At 63.7% G+C, this 14012-nt stretch carries 15 protein-coding genes; 7 read left to right on the top strand and 8 right to left on the bottom strand.

The annotated features are described in order from the left end of the window. The first annotated feature begins 43 nt into the window (after window positions 1-43). Window positions 44-1129, top strand: a complete 1086-nt coding sequence (locus LHFGNBLO_RS05745) for a sensor domain-containing diguanylate cyclase (RefSeq protein ID WP_258605077.1) — start codon at window positions 44-46, stop codon at window positions 1127-1129. A gap of 49 nt (window positions 1130-1178) precedes the next feature. Here the strand turns inward: LHFGNBLO_RS05745 and LHFGNBLO_RS05740 are convergent, their stop codons facing one another. Continuing rightward, the gene (locus LHFGNBLO_RS05740) at window positions 1179-2171 is read right to left on the bottom strand and encodes an adenosine kinase (RefSeq protein WP_258605075.1); all 993 of its coding nucleotides are present in this window, start codon (window positions 2169-2171) and stop codon (window positions 1179-1181) included. Between the two features lie 221 nt (window positions 2172-2392). Here LHFGNBLO_RS05740 and LHFGNBLO_RS05735 point away from each other — a divergent pair, with 221 nt between their 5' ends. After that, window positions 2393-3295 (top strand): DMT family transporter, encoded by a 903-nt coding sequence (locus tag LHFGNBLO_RS05735; RefSeq protein WP_258605074.1) that lies wholly within the window; start codon window positions 2393-2395, stop codon window positions 3293-3295. Window positions 3296-3369: 74 nt separating this feature from the next. Then, on the top strand, window positions 3370-4086 hold the full coding sequence (locus LHFGNBLO_RS05730; RefSeq protein ID WP_258605073.1) for a sulfate transporter family protein: 717 nt from the start codon (window positions 3370-3372) through the stop codon (window positions 4084-4086). Here the strand turns inward: LHFGNBLO_RS05730 and LHFGNBLO_RS05725 are convergent. The 5 genes from LHFGNBLO_RS05725 to LHFGNBLO_RS05705 all read right to left on the bottom strand — a co-directional run bounded on the left by LHFGNBLO_RS05725 (window position 4083) and on the right by LHFGNBLO_RS05705 (window position 7849). Further along, window positions 4083-5081: a proline racemase family protein gene (locus LHFGNBLO_RS05725; protein WP_258605072.1), complete on the bottom strand. Its 999-nt coding sequence runs from the start codon at window positions 5079-5081 to the stop codon at window positions 4083-4085. The two genes, LHFGNBLO_RS05730 and LHFGNBLO_RS05725, sit on opposite strands and share 4 nt — an antisense overlap. Continuing rightward, window positions 5078-5881 carry an isocitrate lyase/PEP mutase family protein gene (locus LHFGNBLO_RS05720; RefSeq protein WP_258605070.1) on the bottom strand — a complete coding sequence of 268 codons (804 nt, stop codon included), beginning with the start codon at window positions 5879-5881 and terminating at the stop codon, window positions 5078-5080. The genes LHFGNBLO_RS05725 and LHFGNBLO_RS05720 overlap by 4 nt, the downstream gene beginning before the upstream one ends. 200 nt (window positions 5882-6081) lie before the next feature. After that, window positions 6082-6741, bottom strand: a complete 660-nt coding sequence (locus tag LHFGNBLO_RS05715; RefSeq protein WP_258609598.1) for an HAD family hydrolase — start codon at window positions 6739-6741, stop codon at window positions 6082-6084. Window positions 6742-6752: 11 nt separating this feature from the next. Further along, entirely contained in the window at window positions 6753-7238 is a 486-nt protein-coding gene (gene dut / locus LHFGNBLO_RS05710; RefSeq protein WP_258605068.1) for a dUTP diphosphatase, read from the bottom strand. Between the two features lie 140 nt (window positions 7239-7378). Further along, window positions 7379-7849 carry an Lrp/AsnC family transcriptional regulator gene (locus LHFGNBLO_RS05705; RefSeq protein ID WP_258605066.1) on the bottom strand — a complete coding sequence of 157 codons (471 nt, stop codon included), beginning with the start codon at window positions 7847-7849 and terminating at the stop codon, window positions 7379-7381. A 116-nt stretch (window positions 7850-7965) separates the two neighbouring features. Between LHFGNBLO_RS05705 and LHFGNBLO_RS05700 the strand changes: the two genes are divergently transcribed. The 3 genes from LHFGNBLO_RS05700 to LHFGNBLO_RS05690 all read left to right on the top strand — a co-directional run bounded on the left by LHFGNBLO_RS05700 (window position 7966) and on the right by LHFGNBLO_RS05690 (window position 10474). After that, a complete protein-coding gene (locus LHFGNBLO_RS05700) occupies window positions 7966-8181 on the top strand; it encodes a DUF6356 family protein (protein ID WP_258605065.1) in 216 nt (71 codons plus the stop codon). Between the two features lie 4 nt (window positions 8182-8185). Then, entirely contained in the window at window positions 8186-8986 is an 801-nt protein-coding gene (locus tag LHFGNBLO_RS05695; RefSeq protein WP_258605064.1) for a class II glutamine amidotransferase, read from the top strand. Between the two features lie 114 nt (window positions 8987-9100). Beyond that, on the top strand, window positions 9101-10474 hold the full coding sequence (locus LHFGNBLO_RS05690; protein WP_258605063.1) for an amidase: 1374 nt from the start codon (window positions 9101-9103) through the stop codon (window positions 10472-10474). Here the strand turns inward: LHFGNBLO_RS05690 and LHFGNBLO_RS05685 are convergent. Beyond that, the gene (locus LHFGNBLO_RS05685; RefSeq protein WP_258605062.1) at window positions 10468-11538 is read right to left on the bottom strand and encodes an NAD(P)/FAD-dependent oxidoreductase; all 1071 of its coding nucleotides are present in this window, start codon (window positions 11536-11538) and stop codon (window positions 10468-10470) included. The two genes, LHFGNBLO_RS05690 and LHFGNBLO_RS05685, sit on opposite strands and share 7 nt — an antisense overlap. A gap of 142 nt (window positions 11539-11680) precedes the next feature. Here LHFGNBLO_RS05685 and LHFGNBLO_RS05680 point away from each other — a divergent pair, with 142 nt between their 5' ends. Next, window positions 11681-13273, top strand: coding sequence for a peptide chain release factor 3 (locus tag LHFGNBLO_RS05680; protein WP_258605061.1), 1593 nt, complete (start codon window positions 11681-11683; stop codon window positions 13271-13273). Window positions 13274-13431: 158 nt separating this feature from the next. Here LHFGNBLO_RS05680 and LHFGNBLO_RS05675 read toward each other — a convergent pair whose 3' ends face one another. Then, window positions 13432-13899 (bottom strand): VOC family protein, encoded by a 468-nt coding sequence (locus LHFGNBLO_RS05675; RefSeq protein WP_258605060.1) that lies wholly within the window; start codon window positions 13897-13899, stop codon window positions 13432-13434. Window positions 13900-14012 lie beyond the last annotated feature (113 nt).

Below are 14012 nucleotides of genomic sequence, written 5' to 3'. Positions count from 1 at the left end.
ATTTTGGGCAGACTGGGGTGGTGACCGCCATGGGGATGCGGCTGTGAAACACGATACGACTCCGTCATCCGTGCTCGGCCAGGGGGTCCTCCACGACGAGCGCCTGGATGCGCTGCTCAGCATTACCGGCCGCATGGACGGTTATCTCTACCGTTGCCGCAACGACGCGTCCTACACCATGCTCTACATCAGCGACGGCATTCTCACCGTCAGCGGCTATCCGCCCAGCGATTTTGTTCACAACGCGGTGCGCGAGTATGTCTCCGCCATCCATCCGGATGATCTCGCCGCCGTCTATACGGCCGTCGACACCGCGCTGGCGGCGGGCTGCAACTGGAACGTCGACTACCGCATCATGCCGCCGGTCGGCGAGCCGCTCTGGGTCCGCGAGATCGGTGGCGGGGTGCTGAACGAGGCCGGCGAACTCGAGTTCCTGGAGGGCTTCGTGGTCGACATCAGCGATCGCAAGGTTGTCGAGGACCTCAATGCCGAGCTGCTGCTGGAACTGAAAGTCGCCAACGAGGAGCTCTCCGCGCAAAAGCGCGAGATCGAGCTGGCCAAGCAGCAGAGCGACCATTCGGCCAACCACGATGCATTGACCGATCTGCCCAACCGGCGCGCTTTTCACAACGAGCTCAAATCGGTCATCGACCGCTGCGGCAGCACCGGCCAGGCGGCCGGCCTGCTGTTCATCGACCTCGACAGGTTCAAGGAGGTCAACGACACGCTTGGCCATGAAGCCGGCGACGCGCTCTTGCAGCGAGTGTCGAGCCAGCTTCGCACGATCCTTCGCAGCGCCGATTTCGTCGCCCGGCTTGGCGGCGACGAGTTCGCATTCCTGTTTTCAGGCGAGGCGGACCAGGCCCGGCAAAAAGCCGTGCGCGTCGCCGAACGCATCCTGGAAAAGCTGCGGATCAAGGTGCCCACGCCGCATGGCGCCATCCAGGTCGGCTGCACCGTTGGCGTGGCCATGTATCCGGCGGAAGCCGCCGATTCAGAAGCACTGATAACGCTCGCCGACCGGCTGATGTACATCGGGAAAAAGAGCGGCCGCAACCGGCTGGTCACCGCCGACGAAATGCCGCCGCAACAGCCCGGTGCCGCGCCCTCATTCCGCAAGACCGCCTGACAAGCAGGTGTTGCGGTCGGGCCTGAACGGCAGGTGACTGCGGAGGTCGCTAAAGCAGCCCGGCCAGTTGGGCCGCGCTGCGCAAATTCTGCCGCGGCCGCGGCCCGATCTGCTGGATCACCAGCCCGGCCGCCAGCGAGCCGAGGTCGCCGCAATCCTTCAGGCTGCGTCCCGCAGTGTAACCGTAGAGGAAGCCGGCGGCATAGAGGTCGCCGGCACCCGTCGTGTCGACCAGTTCGCGGATCGTCGTCGCCTTGATGGTGACGGTCTCGTCGCCGCGCACGATCACCGAGCCCTTTTCCGAGCGGGTGACGGCGGCGATCTTGCAGTCCTTGCGGATCGCCTCCAGCGCATCCTCGAAAGACGAGGTCTGGTAGAGCGATTTGATCTCATGGCTGTTGGCGAAGACGATGTCGACGGTGCCCGAACGCATCAGGTCGAGGAACTCGTCGCGGTAGCGGTCGACGCAGAAGGAATCCGACAACGTCATCGACACTTCGCGCCCGGCGGCATGCGCCAGCTTCGCCGTCTGCCGGATCGCCTCCTTGGCGCGCGGCGGGTCCCACAGATAGCCCTCAAAATAGGTGACCGCGGCGCCCGAAGCCTTGTCGGCCTCGACGTCTTCTGGGCCGAGCTCGACGCAGGCGCCGAGATAGGTGTTCATCGAGCGCTCGCCGTCCGGCGTCACGAAGATCATCGAGCGCGCCGTCGGCGGCTCGCCCTCGAGCGGCTTGGTGTCGAAGGCGACGCCCTGGGCATGGATGTCGTGGGCGTAGATTTCGCCGAGCGGATCGTTCGACACCTTGCCGAAGAAGGCGGCGCGACCGCCGAAGCTGGCGACACCCGCCGCCGTGTTGCCGGCGCTGCCGCCGGAGGCCTCGATCGCCGGGCCCATGCGGCTGTAGAGCAGCTCGGCGCGCCTGGTGTCGATCAGGTTCATGGCGCCCTTGATGATGCCGTTCGTCTCGAGAAACGCTTCGTCGCACTGGGCGATGATATCGACAATCGCATTGCCGATGCAAAGCACGTCATATTCCGGCATCATTGTCTCCGCCAAAACCCTCGCCGGCTTTCTGGCATGCCGGCCGGGCGCGGGTCTAGCGACTTGGCGCGGGTTTGCCTAGCGCAAATGCGGGGGCGATGCCGGGCGCGCATCCGGATTCAGGCGTTATGACAATTCGACCGTGGTAGAAGCATTTCACCTCGGCCTTGCCTATAGACGTGGCGTATTCGATCACCATCCCTTGAAGGTGCGACCCAGCCATGCCCGCAAAAACCGATATGAAGATCGAGCTGATGCTCCTCGTCGCGCTGGCGGTGCTTTGGGGCGCGTCGTACAGCTTCATCAAGATCGGCGTCGAAACGATCCCGCCGATAACGCTGATCGCAGCCAGGACCCTGATTGCGGGTGGTATTCTTTTCGCAATCCTCCGCTGGCGGGGTCTGGTCTTGCCGGGCGATGCGGCTAGCTGGCGTCGGTTCGCATTCCAGGCCTGCCTCAACAGCGTCGTGCCGTTCACGCTGATCGCCGCGGCCGAGCGTTCGGTTGATGCCGGCCTGGCGACGATCCTCAATGCGACCTCGCCGATCTTCACCTTTTTGCTGACCGCGCTCATCACCCGCCACGAGCCGGTGACCATGCGCAAACTGTTCGGCGTCGGGGCCGGCATAGCCGGAATATGTCTCATCATCGGCACCGAGGCGCTTGGCGGTGTCGGGCAGCAATTGTGGGCGCAGCTAGCCATCGTCGCAGCCACTGTCTGTTATGCCGGCGCGGCCATTTTCGGCCGCGGCTTCAAGGGGCTAGATCCGATGCTGCCGGCCGCCGGTTCCATGCTTTGCGGCGCCGTCATGCTCGTCCCCTTGAGCCTTGTCTTCGACCGGCCATGGGCGCTGACGCCCTCGACGGCGTCGGTCCTTGCCTTGCTTGGGCTTTCGGTTTTCTCAACCGCTCTCGCCTTCTGCATCTATTTCCGTCTCATCCATACGCTGGGCTCCGTCGGCACCACCTCGCAGGCCTATCTGCGAGTGCCGATCGGCGTCGGCATCGGCGCCGTCTTCCTTGGTGAAAGCCTTGGTCCGATGGCGTGGTGGGGAATGGGCTTTGTTGTCGCCGGCGTGGCGGCGATGACCATCCCTGTTCGCAAGCCGGCGCCGGCGCAGTAGGCAGGTTGCGCTTGCAGCTTGTCGCGTCTCCACCTATCTCGGAGACGTTCTGTCTCCATAAGGTTGGAAACGCTGTGATCCCAAGCGCTGCCCGCGCCGCCGCAAGCCGGCTGTTTTCACCGGAATTGCGCTCAGTGTTCCTGAAGACGCTGGGGCTGACCCTGCTGGCGCTGGTGGCGTTGTGGTTCAGCCTGACCAGCGTGGTGGAATGGCTGGCCTTGCCGTGGGTTGAGACGCTGATCCCTGGCATGCCGTCCTGGGCCGGATGGCTGGGCGGCATCATCGCCGCCATCGCTCTTGCGTTCGGTCTGGCGCTGCTTATCGCGCCGGTGACGGCAATCATCGCCGGCCTGTTCCTCGACGATGTCGCCGAGGCGGTCGAGCGCACCGACTATCCCAGGGACCCGCCCGGTCGCGCCATGCCGGCGCTGCGCTCGCTGGTGCTGTCGATAAAATTCTTCGGCGTCGTCATCCTGGGCAACATCATAGCCTTGCTGCTTCTGCTGGTGCCGGGCATCAACATCGCCGCCTTCTTCATCGTCAACGGCTACCTGCTCGGGCGAGAATTCTTCGAATTCGCCGCCATGCGCTTTCGCCCGGAGGCTGACGCCCGGGACTTGCGCAGAAAATATGCGGGCACCGTGTTTCTCGCCGGACTGGTCATTGCTGCCTTCCTCGCCGTGCCGCTGCTCAATCTGCTGACACCGCTGTTTGCCGCCGCCATGATGGTGCATCTGCACAAGGCGATATCCGCGCGGGAAGCGGCTCGACCTGAATATCGGCGCAGCTAGCGCAGCAGAAATCCGCGTCCGAGATCGTCGTCGGGTTCGATGATGAATTCGGTTCGCCCGGAATAATAGGCGCGGCCGCCGACGCGGGCGATGATCGCGTCATGCCGGCCGGCTTTGGCCGTCCGCGCCACGGCGCCGGAAAAGCGCGAGCCCGCGATGCTCTCGAACACCCGTGTCTGGCCGATTTCGATCTCGCTTTTGGCATGCATTGCCGCCAGCCGCGCAGTGACGCCGGAACCGGTCGGCGAGCGGTCGACCTCGGCATCGGCGAAAACGCAAATGTTTTTCGTCGCATCGCCGGAAAACGCATCCTGGCCGTCAGTCAGGATGGTGCCGTAGAGAAAGGCGAGATCGGCATGGTCGGGATGCGCCAGCGGGAATTCCGCCTTGAGTTTCCCGGTCAGCACTGTGGCCGCATCGACGAAATCGCGCACACGGTCGCGGCCGAATTCCAATCCGAATTGGCGGCAGTCGGCCAGCGCGTAGAAGGCGCCGCCATAGGCGATGTCGAAGCCGACCGGCCCGAAGCCTGGCAGCTCGATTTTCTGGTCGCGGGCGAACAGGAAGGCCGGCACGCTTTCGAATGATACCGAGCCGGCCTTGCCGTCCCGCACCTCCACCGAAGCAACGATCAGTCCGCAGGGCGCCTCGAGGTTGACGGTCGTCACCGGCTCCTGCCGGGCCACCAGCTCCTCGTCGACGGCGTAGCGGCCGAGCGCGATGATGGCGTGGCCGCACATGGTCGAATAGCCCTCATTGTGCATGAACAGCACCGCGAGGTCGGCGCCGGGAAGGTCAGGCTCCACCAGCAGCGCGCCATACATGTCGTAATGGCCGCGCGGCTCGAAGATCAGGATTTTGCGCAGATGATCGAGATGGTCGCGCACATAGGCGCGCTTTTCCAGGATCGTGCCTTTGGGGATCCTGGGATAGCCGCCGGTGACGATCCTGAGCGGCTCGCCGCCTGTATGCATGTCGACGACGGTGAGCGTCATGGGTTGGGTGTGGAAAACAGCGCTTGCAGCTTGCCGAACGGCATGGCGGCGCGGGTGAAGCCGAAGGTTCCGTCCTGCTGGATCTCGCGCGCCGCCGTCTCCAGCATGCCGAAGGCGAAATTGGCGAGCCAGGGCCCGAGCGAGACGCGCTTGACCCCGGCCATGGCAAGCTCGGCCATGGTGAAGCCGGGTTTTGCCATGACATTGACCGGCTTGCTCACCGCCGAACAGATTGTGCGCACTGTCTCGACGTCGCCGAGGCCTGGCGCGTAGAGCACGTCGGCGCCGGCTTTCTCGAACGCCTGCAGCCGCTTGATCGTGTCGTCGATGTCGGGCTTGCCCCACAGGAAATTCTCGGCCCGCGCGGTGAAGACGAAATCATGCTTCAAGGCGCGGGCCGCCTCGACTGCCGCGGCGACGCGCTCGACGGCATGCGAAAAATCGTAGATCGGCTTGTCCGGGTCGCCGGTGTGGTCCTCGATCGAACAGCCGGCAAGGCCAGCCGCTTCGGCGGCGAAAATGGTCTCGGCGGCACTTGTCGGACTGTCGCCCTTGCCTTTCTCGAGATCGGCCGAAACCGGCAGGCTGGTCGCCGCCGTCACGTCGCGGCAATGGTGGATCATCGCCTCGAATGTCACCGCGCCATCGGGCAGGCCCCGCGAAAAGGCAAAGCCCGCACTTGTCGTTGCCAGCGCCTTGAATCCGAAGGAGGCGAGAAGCTTGGTTGTGCCGACATCCCAGGGATTGGGCATGACGAAGGTCGAAGCGTGCAGGTCGCGAAAGATCTTGCCCTTGTCCATGGATGCTTCCCTTCATGCGCGGAGCTGTGAGGCGGATTCTATCGTGCCGATTTGCGACGGGCAAACGAATGCGGTTGGCTCAGAAGCGGTTGGCGTTCTCTCCTGCCAATTTGTCCAGCGCGCCCGCGTGGGCTCAGGCTGGCAGGCGCGCGCAAGCTAGCACGGACGATTGGTGTGTTGCAGCCTGCCTGAAAATCAGATCAGTGGATCGGCACCAGTCCGGCCAGTTCGCGCATGTCGTCGAACAATATGCCGCCGGCTTCGACCAGCCCGTCGCGGTCGGAATATGGATCGCCATGATAGGAAAACACCCGCATGCCGGCGGCGATGCCCGCTTGCGTCCCGGCGACGCTGTCCTCGATGACGATGCAATCGGCTGCTGCGAAACCCATTGTCGCTGCCGCATGCAGGAACAGGTCAGGAAACGGCTTGCCGCGCGAGACCATGGTCGAGCTGAACAGCGCATGCTCGAACAACGGCAGCAGCCCGGTCTGACCGAGGGTGATGTGCATCTTCGACACCCGCGCCGACGTGGCGACGCAATAGGCGATGCCGGCCGCCCGCACCGCTTCGACGAATTCCCGGACGTGAGGGACGGCTTCCACGCCATGCGCGAACAGGTCCGGCAGGCCGGCGTTCCAGCGATCGACGAAATCGGCGCCAAGCCTTACATCGGTCTTCTCTTCTATTTCTTTCTGCACCGACGCCATGCTGCGGCCGGAGAAATGCTTACGGCAATATTCGAAGCTTGTGGGATAGCCGGCAGCGGTCAGCCACTCGGCAAGGCGTCGATTGGCCAGGTTCTCGGTGTCGACCAGGATCCCGTCACAATCGAAGATAACCAGTTTGGGTAGGGGCATTGTTTCAGCCATCAGGCCGTGCCGGTCGATCCGAATCCGCCGGAGCCACGTGTCGTGCCGCCGGCCAATGTCCGCTCCTCGACCGTTGCCTGCACCACGGAAGCGAAGACGATCTGGGCGATGCGCATGCCGCGGGTCACCGCGAAATCCTCGTCACCGAGATTGATCAACAGCACCTTCACCTCGCCGCGATAGTCGCTGTCGATAGTGCCAGGCGTGTTGAGGCAAGTAAGGCCATGCTTGAAGGCGAGACCCGAGCGCGGCCGCACCTGGCCTTCCATGCCCTCCGGAATTTCCAGGATCAGCCCGGTCGGCACCAGTGCGCGCTTTCCGGGCAGGATCAGCAGCGGCCGGTCATCCGGCACGGCAGCCCGCAGATCCATGCCGGCGGCGCCGGTGCTTTCATAGGCTGGAAGCGGCAAGCCCTCGCCATGCGGCAACCTGACGAAGCCGACGGAGGGGCCGATGACGGAGGAGGTTTGGAAGGCTGCGCGCATAAAATCGATCCTATCGGCGCGAACGGCGATTCGGTCAACTCGCCCGCAACGCTATCAACGGCTTTCTTTCGGGCATCACTGTGACCTCAGGTGTGTTCAGATCCAGATCAGGCCGACACCACCCGAACCTGAACACACACCTAGCGCAGTTCCACGGGAACCACCGTCGTCTCCTTGATCTCTTCCATGACGAAGGAAGCGGAGACGTCTGACAGTGCCACCTTGGCGATCAGCCGCTGGTAGAGCCGGTCATAGGCCTTTACGTCGGCGACGCGGGCGCGCAGCACATAGTCGAGGTCGCCGGACATGCGGTAGACCCCGGTGATCTCGGAAAACCCGGTCACCGCTGCCCGGAATTTCTGCAGCCAGTCCGGATCGTGATTGGAGGTGCGGATCAGGATGAACACCGAAAGCCCGAGCCCAAGCTTGTCGGCATCGACCAGCGCCACCCGGCTGGTGATGATGCCGTCTTCCTCCAGCCGCTTAACCCGCCGCCAGCAGGCGTTGCGCGACAGCGATACCTTTTCCGACAATTGGTCGACCGACAGCGTGCCGTCGCGTTGCAGTTCGGCCAGCAATCTACGGTCGATTTCATCGATTTCCACTGACATGTGGGATGGTTGTCCCAATAATTGGCCCAATACAAGGATAATTTGAGACGCATGAACCAGAAGTCCATGCCAGGATACTCACCATCGGGTCCTCATGCCCGACAGGAGGGATCGACATGACGGCACGGCTTGCAAGACTTTTCACCTCACACCCGGCTGCGGTGGGCGAGAGCTATTTCGGCCATATGGCGTTCGCCGCGTGGTTCTCGTCGCGACTGTTCATGGCGGCTGGCGCTGCGCTCATTCACGCTTTCTTGCCGTTTTTGTTCGACTCTACGGCAAGTCGAATCGTTCGCGAACTCTACGAGCGGACGCACAACAGAGGACGATAGAACGATGTGCCGGTGGGCGGCCTATCTCGGCGAAGCGGTCTTCCTCGAAGACATCGTCACCGCGCCCTGCCATTCGCTGATCGCCCAGAGCCACTGCGCCCAGGAAGCGAAATCGCCGACCAATGGCGACGGTTTTGGTCTTGCCTGGTATGGCGACCGGCCCGAGCCCGGTCTTTACCGTGATATCCTGCCAGCCTGGTCCGATCCCAATCTGAAGAGCCTGTGCCGGCAGATCAAATCCGGCCTGTTTCTCGCCCATGTGCGGGCGTCGACAGGCGGCGCCACCAGCCGCATGAACTGCCATCCTTTCATCTCCGGCCGCTGGTCGTTCATGCACAACGGCCAGATCGGCGGTTTCGAGAAGATCCGCCGCGCGCTGGAAAACTCGCTCTCCGACGCGGTCTTCGACCAACGCGAGGGCACCACCGATTCCGAACTCTTCTTCCTGCTGATGATCGACGAGGGACTGTCCGAAGATCCGCAAGGCGCGGTATCTCGCGCCACCAGTCGTGTCGTCGATGCCTCGCGTCGCGCCGGTCTTGAGCCGGCTTTGAAACTCACCGCCGCCTTCTCTGACGGCCAATCGCTCTATGCAGTCCGCTACGCCAGCGACAACCAGGCACCAACGCTCTACACCTCCACCTTTGGTAGGGGCGTCGGCCGCTGCATCGTTTCCGAGCCCTTCGATCGCGACGGCGGCTACTGGCAGGCGATCCCGCCATCAAGCTTCGTCACCATCACCGGCGACGGCATGACCATTCGCCCCTTCGTGCCTGCCGCGGCAAAGCTGGCGCTGGCCGGCTGAAGCGCAATCCCGATCAAGCGCCGCTGGTCCGTGAATGCTGAACTTGGCTTGAAGCCGCGCCGCAATCCGCCATCTTGGTGACGAGCGCGCGGCCAGCAAGCCGGAGCATTTGCCATGGATATCGTCTTTTCCTCCACCACCGAACTGGCGGCCGCGATCCGCGACCGCAAAATTTCTGCTGTGGAAGCGCTGGACGCGCATCTGGCGCAGATCGACAACCATAACAAAGCGATCAACGCTGTCGTTATGCTCGACAGGGAAGGGGCTCGTGACCGCGCAAGAAAGGCCGATGCGGCGCAAGCGCGTGGCGACGCTCTCGGGCCGCTGCATGGCGTGCCGTTCACGCTGAAGGACACGCACGAGACCGCAGGCATGAAGACCACGGTTGGCTTCCCACCCTTTGCCGACTATGTGGCAAAGGTAGACAGCCCGGTCGTTGCACGGTTGAAAGCCGCAGGCGGCATTCTGATCGGTAAGACCAATGTGGCGACGATGCTGGGCGACTGGCAATCGGACAATCCGCTGTTCGGCCGCACCAGCAATCCGTGGGATCTCCGGCGCACGGCGGGCGGCTCCAGCGGCGGCGCGGCGGCAGCACTTTGCGCCGGGATGACGCCGTTCGAAATTGGCACCGACATGCAGGATTCGATCCGGCTGCCGGCCGCTTTCTGTGGCGTCTACGGCCTCAAGCCGACCGAGCATCGTATCTCGCTGGCCGGCGCCTTTCCCGATCCGGGAGTTTCTGCGCGCAGCGTGCGGCTGATGTCTTGCCTCGGCCCTCTGGCGCGCAGCGTGGAAGACCTTTCACTGGTCTACAAGATTATCGCCGGTCCGGATGCAGGCGACACCGACCTTGCGGCTGTGCCGGTCGAAGACATGCCGGCGCTTGACCTCAAGACGCTGCGCATCGCTTTTGCACCGTTCTTTCCGGGTTTTCCGGTGGCTGTCGAGATCAGCGCCGCCGTCGAAAAGCTGGCAAAGCAGCTTCAGTCCGCTGGCGCAACCGTCGGGGAAGCAAACCTGCCGAAGCTCGACCTGCATGACGATCTGGCCGAGGGCGGCGCACTGATCGGCATGATGCTGGAGGCCGCACAGCTCGAACCACCGGAGCAGCCGACGCCGATCTCCAGCTGGTTCGAAGCGCTCGCTCGCCGCGACCGGTCCATCCTCGCCTGGGACCGGTTCTTCGAAACTTGCGATGCCTTGCTGTGTCCGGTCGCCATGACCACGGCTTTCCCGGTTTGCGAACCGGGAACGTCGATAGCGGTCGATGGCAAGGAGCAGAGCTACTGGATGCTGCCGGCCTATGGCGCGGTGTTCAACTACGGTGGCCACCCGGCGCTTTCGATGCCATGCGGGCAGGACGGCGACGGCTTGCCCATCGGCCTGCAGCTGGTCGGCAAGCGCTGGTCGGAGTCGCGGCTGCTTGGCATCGCCCAGGCTGTGACGCCGCTGACCGGCGGCTTTCGCCGTCCGCCCGATTATTGAGCGAACCGCTCCAGGCCGTATGGTGTAAGCAGCGGATCGCGCGCGCCGTCCAGAATTTCCCGGGTGGCGAACAGGCCGACGGCGGGCGCCAGCGTGATGCCTGAATGCATAACCGCGACATAAACGCCGTTCACGCCCTCAGCCCGTCCGATGATCGGAAAGCCGTCGATGGGTGTCGGCCGATAGCCGACCGTATGGAAATCGAGTTTCAGTCCGTCGGCCCCACGCAACATGGCCTTCATTGCCGCAAACACGTCGCGAGCAGTGGCTGCGGCATCCGCGCCCGGATCGGCGCCGCCGAAATCCGAGCCGGCGATGATGCGACCCTCCGCCGTCTGGCGCATATGCAGCCGCTCGGCCAGCACCAAGCCATTGAGCAACTTCTCGTGGGGGCGCGAATGAACGATCAGGCCGGGCGGCGTCTCGAGCTGCAGTTTTATCCCTGCGGTCGCGGCAATGTCCGGCGAACCGACGCCGGCCGCGATCACCACCTCATCGGCGGCGAACAATCCGCCTGACGTGTCGACGCCGGTAACCCGGCTGTTGCTTTCCACCAATGCTGTGACAACCGCGCCGGCCAGGATCCGGGCGCCATGCCGTTCGGCATCGGCCAGCAGCGCCCGTGTGACAGCGACCGGCTCGGCGACGCCTTCCTCGGCGACATGCAGGGCGAAAACGGGAAGCTCGACCAGGTTGGGCTCGATGCGCGCGGCTTGCACGCTGTCGACTTGGCTGATGCCGTAGCCCCAAGCGGAATGTTCTGCGGCATAGGCCTCCAGTTCAGCCGCCGGCAGGTCCCAGTACAAGCCGCCGCACCAGGCGAGCGAAATGCCGGGCAGGTCTTTCGCCAGCCGCGTCCATTCGGCCATGGCGCGGATGCGCAGCCGGAAATACGGTTCGGGATTGCCCCAGCTGGCGTTGATCCAGGCAAAGGTATTCGGCGTGGCGACGCCGCCGACACCACTGTCGGCAATCACAGTGACCCGCGCCCCGGCCCTGGTCAGATTCCAGGCGATCGAGGCGCCGATGATGCCGGCGCCGATGACGATGACTTGCTTGCTCATGCTGACCTCTGCCGAATTGGCATTTTTTGATGCCATTGCGGCGGGCCAATCTCAATACCTGGCAAGGCCTATCCGGCCAAAACTGTTCGACAGGCCGGAAAAGCGCTGCTAGAAGCCCGCGCACCACATGGGATTCCACAAATTGGCTGAAGACATCACGCAGGCGGTGGCGCGCCGCCGCACCTTCGCGATCATCGCGCACCCCGACGCCGGCAAGACGACGCTCACCGAAAAGCTGCTGCTGTTCGGCGGCGCCATCCAGCTTGCCGGCGAGGTCAAGGCCAAGAAGGACCGCATCCAGACCCGGTCCGACTGGATGAAGATCGAGCGCGAGCGCGGCATTTCCGTCGTCACCTCGGTGATGACCTTCGAATATGAGGACAATGTCTTCAACCTGCTCGACACGCCCGGCCACGAGGATTTCGCTGACGACACCTATCGCACGCTGTCGGCTGTGGACTCTGCCGTCATGGTCATCGATGCCGCCAAGGGCATCGAGCCGCGCACGCTGAAACTGTTCGAGGTCTGCCGGCTGCGCGACATCCCGATCATCACTTTCATCAACAAGATGGACCGCGAAAGCCGAGATCCGTTCGAAATCCTCGACGAGATCGAGCAGAAGCTGGCACTGGATACCGCGCCGATCACCTGGCCGATCGGCCGTGGCAAGACCTTTTCCGGCACCTATCACCTGGCGCTGAACGCCGTGCGCAAGGGCGATGCGGAGAAAGAACGTACGCCGGTCAACGGACCTGACTCCAACCGCGTCGCCGGCCTGCTGCCGGAAAACGAGCGCGAGGCCTTCATCGAGGAACTGGAGCTGGCGCGCGAAGCCTGCCGCCCACTCGACATTGACGCCTTCCGCGAGGGCCATCTGACGCCGGTCTATTTCGGTTCGGCGCTACGCAACTACGGTGTGCGCGACCTGATCGAAGCGCTCGGCGCCTATGGGCCGCCGCCGCGTGCCCAGGAGGCGGACACCCGCAAGGTCCAAGCGACCGAGGACAAGATGACCTCGTTCGTTTTCAAGATCCAGGCCAACATGGATCCCAACCATCGCGACCGCATCGCCTTCGTCCGTGTCTGCTCCGGCAAGCTGGAGCGCGGCATGAAGGCCAAGCTGGTGCGCACGGGAAAGCCGATGTCGCTGTCGGCGCCGCAATTCTTCTTTGCCCGCACCCGCGTCACCGCCGACGAGGCCTTTGCCGGCGATGTCGTCGGCATCCCCAACCACGGCACGCTGCGCATCGGCGACACGCTGACGGAGGGCGAGGAAATCTTGTTCCGTGGCGTGCCCAACTTCGCGCCGGAAATCCTGCGCCGCGTCCGCCTGGGCGACGCAATGAAGGCCAAGAAGCTGAAGGAAGCGCTGCACCAGATGGCCGAGGAAGGCGTCGTGCAATTGTTCTCGCCGGAGGACGGCTCACCGGCCATCGTCGGCGTCGTTGGCGCCCTGCAACTCGACGTGTTGAAGGAGCGGCTGAACTTCGAATACACGCTGCCGGTCGATTTCGAGATGTCACGCTTTTCCGTCTGCCGCTGGATCTCGGCCGACGACAAGGCCGAGGTTCACCGCTTCATCGAGGCGCATCGCGGCGACATTGCCCGCGACCTCGACAACGACCCGGTGTTCCTGGCCCAGCACGCCTTCTCGCTCAACTACGAAGCCGAGCGCTGGAAGGCGATTCAGTTTGCGGCGATCAAGGACTATCAGGTCCGCGACAGAGCGGCTTGAGGCGCCTTTCCTTCTCCCCGTTCACGGGGAGAAGGTGCCCGAAGGGCGGATGAGGGGCGGCGCCGACCTCAATGGCTGCCCGGCCCTTCGCAAGCTCAGGGCGTTCGAAGCTCGAAAAGCCAAGCAATTGGCTTTTCGTCCGCTGCACGGACCGCTTCTCACCCCTTCGCCGCTTCCTCGATCTTGGCGATGTCGATCTTGCCCATCTGCATCATCGCCGACATCACACGGCCGGCCTTGGCCCTGTCCGGATCCAGAAGCAGCCTCGGCAACTGCTCCGGCACGACCTGCCAGGAGACGCCGAACTTGTCTTTCAGCCAGCTGCAGACGCCGGGCTCGCCGCCCTCGGTGAGCTTCTCCCAGAAATAGTCGACCTCTTCCTGCGTCTTGCAGTCGATCGACTGTGACATCGCCTCGTTGAACTTGAATTGCGGGCCGCCATTGAGCGCCTGGAACGGCACCCCGTCGAGTTCGAACGTGGTCACCAGCACTTTGCCCTCATCGGCGTGACCCTTGGGCCAACGCAAAACGCTCAATACCTTCGAATTCTTGAAGATGGAGACGTAGTGGTTCATCGCCTCCTCGGCCTGGCCATCGAACCACAGGCAGGTGGTGATCTTTTGCATGTCATGCTCCTCGGGCTGGTTTTACGTGTTCGTCCACTAAGAAGCGGCTGGCGCGGCAATTGGTGCCTTGATCCCCTCCGCTTGCCCAAGGACGTCCGCGCCGGGCACGATCC

It is taken from the genome of Mesorhizobium sp. AR10, assembly GCF_024746795.1.
Taxonomy (GTDB): Bacteria; Pseudomonadota; Alphaproteobacteria; order Rhizobiales; family Rhizobiaceae; genus Mesorhizobium.
Note: the sequence above shows the minus strand (reverse complement) of the source record. Positions and strands in the feature narration are given on the sequence as shown.